This window comes from Mesorhizobium sp. P3_A9, from assembly GCF_056402975.1.
The window spans coordinates 1-5,088 of the sequence record NZ_JBFUGJ010000393.1; the positions used below are offsets into that span (position 1 = coordinate 1).

A 5,088-nucleotide genomic window follows, 5' to 3' on the forward strand; every position below is an offset into this window, starting at 1 on the left:
CCTCGATCATCGCCACGCCGATGCGGTCCTTGACCGAGGCGATCGGGTTGAAGAATTCGAGCTTGGCGACGAGATTGGCGACGATGCCTTTTTCCTTGGCGAAYTTGTCGAGCCGYACCAGCGGYGTGTCGCCGATCGTSTCGGTGATSGAATTGTAGATGCGGCCGCGGCCGGGGACGCGGGCGGAGGTGACGGGCTTGTTCATTGGTTTCGCTCCCAGGATTTCAGGCAAGTGGCCGGCGAGGATATAGCGCCTTCGGCCGCAAGATAGACCGTCGGTGGAAAATATCCGAGTGGGCCTCTTGTCTAAAACCGCATTGCCCCGGAAAAGGGTTTCCTGAGAATGCCGTTATCTGGAATATTTTGGCCGAATAGAAGCTACTGGCGGGCTGCGATCGCTGCCGCGGCGCCGACCATGAAGCCGGCAGCGGTTCGGTTCAGCRCYTTCAGCGCRCGCGGYGAYTTCAGGAACCAGCGCGCCTTGGCSGCCAGCGCSAGRTAGGGCACCAGCACSACSARCARSACGACGACSGTSAGCGCGACGAGRATGCCGTAGTCGRCSAGCGTGATSGTCTTCAGGTCGACGATGGTCGGCGTGATGGCGAGRTAGAAGATCATCGTCTTCGGATTGCCGAGCGTGACGGTGAGGCCGGCGATRAAGCTSGAMASCAGTCCGCCCTYGCCCTTTTTCGCYTCGACSGTTTCGGGCGTGATGCCGTCGGTCCAGAAGCGCCAGCCGAGRAAKGCGAGATAGGCGACACCCAGCCATTTGATGGCCAGGAACACCATGCCGAAGGTCTGCGCGACGAAAGCAAGTCCGAGCACCACGGCGGTCAAATAGGTGAGGTCACCCAGCATCAGGCCAAAGGACATGGCCAGCGACGAGCGAAAGCCGGAGCCGAGCGCCCGCGCGACCAGCGCGGTGACGCCGGGGCCGGGAATGGCGGCGGCGATGCCGAGRGCGGCACTGTAGGCGAGGAAGCCGGTGAAGGTCATGGCGGGTGGTTCCAGATCGGAGGGTATTATCGCATGGGACGGGCTACCGGTTGAATTCCCTAGGGGGCGGAATCCATTGCACCAGCTATCTGGGACACTTGGAGAAGGCCCCCTCATCCGTCTCGGCGCTGCGCGCCGATCCACCTTCTCCGCGAGGGGAGAAGAGGAAGGCGCCGGCGCTGAACGGCTCCTCTCCCCGCCGGGGAGAGGTCGGATTGCCCCGAATTGCCCTTCGCAATTCGGTTTCGGCAATCCGGGTGAGGGGGCCTGCGCTGCCCAAGCAACCTCCTCAGGACCGCCCGCCATAGGTCACGCGCCAGATCGTGCCGTTGCCGTCCTCGGTCATGATCAGCGCGCCATCGGCCGCCACCGCCACGCCCACCGGCCGGCCCCACACCTCGCCATTGGAGACGACGAAGCCGGTCATGAAATCCTCGTATTCGCCGGTCGGCTTGCCATCCCTGAACAGCAAGCGGACGACCTTGTAGCCGGTCCTGTTGCCGCGATTCCACGAACCGTGCAGGGCGACAAAGGCGTCACCCCTGTATTCCTTGGGAAAGCCGCTGTCGGCGGGCAAGTCCTTGCGGTCGTAGAAGGCGATGTTGAGCGGCGCCGAATGCGCCTGCATCAGCACGTCGGGAATGGTTGCCTTGCCGGCAAGATCGGGACGCGCGCCCTTGTAGCGCGGGTCCTCGTGGTTGCCGATATAGTACCAGGGCCAGCCGTAAAAGGCGCCGTCCCTGACCGAGGTGGCGTATTCGGTGGGCACATTGTCGCCGAGCGCATCGCGCTCGTTGACGACGCACCACAGCGCGCCGGTCGCCGGCTGGACGGTCATGCCCGAACAATTGCGCAGGCCGGTGGCGACGATGCGGCCATTCTTGCCGTCCGGGTCGAAGGCCTGCACGTCGGCGCGGCCTTCTTCGGAGCCCCAGGTGGCGCCCAGCGGCTTCGCCTTGACCCACGCGTCCAGGCCGCCATCCGGCGCCTTGCCCATATCCTCGGCGACGTTCGAACCCGAGCCGACCGACAGATAGAGCGTCTTGCCGTCAGGCGAAAAAACGATGTCGCGCGTCCAGTGATGGTTCGAGGGAATGTTGTCGACGATGGTTTCCGGTTCGCCTGACGCCTTCAGGTCGCCCTTGCGGTAGGCAAAGCGCACGATGCTGTCGCTGTTGGCGACATAGACCCATTGCGGGTCATCGCCTGGCGGATAGAAGGCAATGCCATAGGGCTGGTTGAGATTGCCGGCAAAGATGCCGTCTTCGGCGGGCTTGGCGCTGTCCTTGGCCAGGCGGTAGACGCGGACCTGGTTGGCCTCGCTGTCGGCGACGAACAGGTCGCCATTGGGTGCGACGCGCACGACACGCGGATTGTCGATGCCGGACGCGATCAGCTCGGCCGAGAAACCCGGCGGCAATTGCGGTTTCGCGCCTGCCGGCATGTCGGCAAGGCCGGCGCCGTTCGAGGCGGACTTGGTGACATAGGGCTTGGGCAGGTCTTCCGGCTTGATCAGGCGGCGCACGCCCGGTCTGTCGGCGCGCCAGTCGCCGAAGGCGGCCGCGCCCTTCAGCACCGGATGGTCCACCTGCTGGGCGAATGCCGTGGCTGTGAGAAAGAGGGCGGGAAGCACCAGTCCGGCCAATCGGATCATTTTGTCCTCCATCGGGTCGCGAAGGAAACCAACGGCCGGTTTGTCCCCGGGTTCCGCCTCACACGATGCGCTGGAAGCGAAAGTCCGGTTTCCGGTCTATGTCCCGGCAGCTAAAAAATCGTCGTCGAGGCGTTTTTCCAGCGCGACGAGATCGGCCGGCAGCGGCAGGCCCATGGCGCGCATTTCCTGCAGCTTTTCGCGCAGCTGTTCCTGGATCTCGTGCTGGTCCTCCGGCTGGTTGACCATCTCCTCGAGCAGCAGGCTGATCCGGGCCTTGAATTCTTCGAGCGCCATTCTTTTTCTCCTCGGTTCTCAGCTCAACGGAGCATGCGGGAAATCAGCTGCGCCGTATAATCGACCATCGGTACGATGCGGGCATAGTTGAGCCGGGTCGGGCCGATGACGCCGAGCGCGCCGACGACGCGGGCATCCTTGTCGCGATAGGGCGCGACCACCAGCGACGAACCCGACAGCGAGAACAGCTTGTTTTCCGAGCCGATGAAGATGCGCACGCCCGATCCCTCCTCGGCAAGGTCAAGCAACTGGATCAGCCCGTCCTGCGTCTCCATGTCCTCGAACAGGTGCCGCAGCAGTTCGATATCGGCCTGGGCGGTGACGTTTTCGAGCAGATTGGCGCGGCCGCGCACGATGAGCCGCGCCGGCAGGCCGCTATCGGCGCCTGCCCACACAGCCAGCCCCTTCTCGACAAGGTCCTGCGACAGCGTGTCGAGGGCGGCCCTGGTCTCTTCCTTGATACGGGCGATCTCGACCCGCGCCTCGGCCAGCGTACGGCCGCGAATGTGCGCGTTGAGGAAATTCGAGGCCTCGTGCAGTTGCGAGACGGTGATGCCGGCGGGCAGTTCGACGACGCGGTTTTCGACATCGCCATTCTGCGACACCAGCACGGCAAGCGCCTTGGTCGGCTCCAGCTGGATGAATTCGATATGCTTCAGCGCCACCTCGTTCTTGGCGGCCAGCACCAGGCCGGCGCCGCGCGACATGCCCGACAGCATCTGGCTGGCCTCGGTCAGCATGTGTTCCAGCGTCGCGCCCGAGCCGGAGGCCCGCACCTGCGCCTCAATGGTGCGGCGCTCCTCGTCGGAGAGGTCGCCAAGTTCCATGAAGGCGTCGACGAAGAAACGCAGGCCGGCCTGCGTCGGCAGCCGTCCGGCCGAAATATGCGGCGCGTAGATCAGCCCGAGATGCTCGAGGTCGCTCATCACGTTGCGGATGGTGGCCGGCGAYAGCGAGGAGGGCAGGATGCGCGACAGGCTGCGCGAGCCCACGGGTTCGCCATCCCTGAGATAGGAATCGACGATGCGCCGGAAGATGTCGCGCGAGCGCATATCCAGCGATTGCAGAGCGGGCGACAGCAGACTGGGTTCGGCGACTGCTTTGGTCATGTGGCCAAAAACCTCCGGTCTCAAGATATAGACCTACGCCGGGGCCGCGCAACCCGGTGTCTGTGTCAGATCACCCGGTGTCTGTGTCAGATCATCGGGGCGGGGTCGTCAGGCCATTTTCCTTTGCGCCATGCGCCCCATGCGGCTACAAGCCGGCCAAGATTCCAAAAAGTGACAAGAAAGAAGCCTGAATGCGCCCCTCCAAACGCCAATTCGACGAAATGCGCGCCATCTCCTTCGAGCGCGGCGTCTCCAAGCATGCCGAAGGCTCGTGCCTGGTGAAGTTCGGCGATACCCATGTCCTGTGCACCGCCAGCCTCGAGGAAAAGGTCCCGGGCTGGATGCGCAATTCCGGCAAGGGCTGGGTCACCGCCGAATATGGCATGCTGCCGCGCTCTACCGGCGAGCGCATGCGCCGCGAGGCCTCCGCCGGCAAGCAGGGCGGCCGCACGCTGGAAATCCAGCGCCTCATCGGCCGCTCGCTGCGCGCCGTGGTCGATCTGCAGGCGCTGGGCGAACAGCAGATCACCGTCGATTGCGACGTCATCCAGGCCGATGGCGGCACCCGCACCGCCTCGATCACCGGCGGCTGGGTGGCGCTGTATGACTGCCTGCGCTGGATGGAAGCACGCCAGATGGCGAGCGTTGCCAAGGTGCTGAAGGACCACGTCGCGGCGATTTCCTGCGGCATCCATGACGGCCAGCCGGTCATCGACCTCGACTATCTCGAGGATTCCTCGGCCGGCACCGACGCCAATTTCGTCATGACCGGCAAGGGCGGCATCGTCGAGATCCAGGGCACCGCCGAGGGCGAGCCGTTTTCCGAGGATCAGTTCGGGGAATTGATGGGCCTCGCCAAGAAGGGCATTCAACGCCTGGTGAGTTTGCAGCAGATGGCGGTGGCGTAGTTTTCGATGCCGAGCCAAGGCACCCCCCTCTGGCCTGCCGGCCATCTCCCCCGCAAGGGGGGAGATCGGCTGTGGTCGCGGGTTTCGCCAATCACCGACATTGCAAGCCATGAGCCAGCTTTGACGC

The 5,088-nt window shown here is 64.4% G+C and carries 6 protein-coding genes; 1 reads left to right on the forward strand and 5 read right to left on the reverse strand.

The window, feature by feature from the left end; all coding sequences use genetic code 11:
* From AC1DX0_RS30775 to hrcA, 5 genes are all read right to left on the reverse strand, one after another.
* Nucleotides 1-205 (reverse strand): pyridoxal-phosphate dependent enzyme (locus AC1DX0_RS30775; protein ID WP_477358205.1); only part of this gene is annotated, 205 nt, incomplete at its 3' end.
* A gap of 173 nt (nucleotides 206-378) precedes the next feature.
* Nucleotides 379-996 carry a LysE family translocator gene (locus tag AC1DX0_RS30780; protein WP_477358207.1) on the reverse strand — a complete coding sequence of 206 codons (618 nt, stop codon included), beginning with the start codon at nucleotides 994-996 and terminating at the stop codon, nucleotides 379-381.
* A gap of 289 nt (nucleotides 997-1,285) precedes the next feature.
* Nucleotides 1,286-2,650 (reverse strand): PQQ-dependent sugar dehydrogenase, encoded by a 1,365-nt coding sequence (locus tag AC1DX0_RS30785; RefSeq protein ID WP_477219023.1) that lies wholly within the window; start codon nucleotides 2,648-2,650, stop codon nucleotides 1,286-1,288.
* A 96-nt stretch (nucleotides 2,651-2,746) separates the two neighbouring features.
* On the reverse strand, nucleotides 2,747-2,944 hold the full coding sequence (locus AC1DX0_RS30790; RefSeq protein ID WP_027041026.1) for a hypothetical protein: 198 nt from the start codon (nucleotides 2,942-2,944) through the stop codon (nucleotides 2,747-2,749).
* Between the two features lie 23 nt (nucleotides 2,945-2,967).
* Entirely contained in the window at nucleotides 2,968-4,053 is a 1,086-nt protein-coding gene (gene hrcA, locus AC1DX0_RS30795; RefSeq protein ID WP_477219022.1) for a heat-inducible transcriptional repressor HrcA, read from the reverse strand.
* A gap of 191 nt (nucleotides 4,054-4,244) precedes the next feature.
* Here hrcA and rph point away from each other — a divergent pair, with 191 nt between their 5' ends.
* Nucleotides 4,245-4,961 carry a ribonuclease PH gene (gene rph, locus AC1DX0_RS30800; RefSeq protein ID WP_477219021.1) on the forward strand — a complete coding sequence of 239 codons (717 nt, stop codon included), beginning with the start codon at nucleotides 4,245-4,247 and terminating at the stop codon, nucleotides 4,959-4,961.
* Nucleotides 4,962-5,088 lie beyond the last annotated feature (127 nt).

Coding starts and splice junctions, on each gene's coding strand:
- AC1DX0_RS30785 (WP_477219023.1), bottom strand. CDS start 2,650: ATGATCCGATTGGCCGGACTGGTGCTTCCCGCCCTCTTTCTCACAGCC.
- rph (WP_477219021.1), top strand. CDS start 4,245: ATGCGCCCCTCCAAACGCCAATTCGACGAAATGCGCGCCATCTCCTTC.
- AC1DX0_RS30790 (WP_027041026.1), bottom strand. CDS start 2,944: ATGGCGCTCGAAGAATTCAAGGCCCGGATCAGCCTGCTGCTCGAGGAG.